Source organism: Nonomuraea sp. NPDC050783 (assembly GCF_040802095.1).
GTDB lineage: Bacteria > Actinomycetota > Actinomycetes > Streptosporangiales > Streptosporangiaceae > Nonomuraea.
The window spans coordinates 1-1,165 of sequence record NZ_JBFAHK010000073.1; the positions used below are offsets into that span (position 1 = coordinate 1).

A 1,165-nucleotide genomic window follows, 5' to 3' on the forward strand; every position below is an offset into this window, starting at 1 on the left:
ATATCCCATATCTCCAAGGACTGTTGGTGTCCCAAATTGACTCAACACTTCCTCGGTCATTGAACTATCAGCCATTGAAGCAGGAGTAATTGTGTAGTCTATGACATAGCCTGATTCACTGACTAAAGCATGACATTTACATCCATAGAAGTACTGTCCCTTTGTAGCATTGTAGCCAACATTGGCATAATCTCCAAGAACTTTGCTTCTGAAATTACGAATAGGCTGACACAAAGGAATGGGGAAGCTGTCAATAATGGATACACTAATTCCTTCAACCTCTTTAAAGACGAGTGCTTGGCGAATGACTTGGATACTCGGTAAGAGGGCATTACAACGGCGGACAAAGCGAGAATATTCTAGGAAATTAGGAAATAAACTTTGAGCAAGTTGGTGCTTAGCTTTAAGCGTTTCACTAAAATGCAGTACGCCCCATAGGTAACAAGCGATAACTAAGCAATCTGATGTTGCGAGATGGACGTTCTTTCGGTTTTGAACCTCAAGGGAAACACTCGTTTGATAAAGCGTCTCAATGGTTGTCAGTAAATAAACAAAAACTTTTGGAAGTGTGCTATTATAAGTCATATAAGTCGTGAGCTTTCTAATGCTTAGTGCTTTAAGATTAGGATAGCACGACTTATTTATTTTCCAATGAAATTAACTAGCAATTCGGGTTAACTATCATCAATAGTTTAGTTTTCATTCCCTATGAATGTATTTTATTATATACCTATTTCTATATATATACCCGAATTGCTAGTTGATTATTTAGCCATGACTTGATACCCGATAGAATATCTTAAAGTCTCTGGTTCCAGTGATTTAGCTGATTTTAACAGTAAAGAATACGCTAAAAGTATCATCTCTAATTTCAATTGAAAACCTTGAGGCGAACGACTTTTACAACGCTCAGCTCCTAGATTTGTCAAAAAAGAGAAAACTCGCTCAATCACTTTTCTACGTTTTGAAAAATTAGGGAAAAGGATTTTCTTTTGCTTCATATTCTTCCTGACAGGTGTCATTAGATCAATTCCTTTTAATTCCAGCCTATCATGCAGTGACTGACCTAGATATCCCATATCTCCAAGGACTGTTGGTGTCCCAAATTGACTCAACACTTCCTCGGTCATTGAACTATCAGCCATTGAAGCAGGAGTAATTGTGT

1 protein-coding gene and 1 pseudogene are annotated in these 1,165 nt (G+C 37.5%); both read right to left on the minus strand.

What is annotated here, in order from left to right; genetic code table 11:
* The coding region (locus AB0H75_RS50205) for an IS982-like element ISLll1 family transposase (protein ID WP_367809194.1) at positions 1-585 on the minus strand (585 nt) is incomplete at its 3' end.
* Positions 586-764: 179 nt separating this feature from the next.
* Positions 765-1,165: pseudogene (locus AB0H75_RS50210) on the minus strand (IS982-like element IS982B family transposase); the annotation flags it as partial.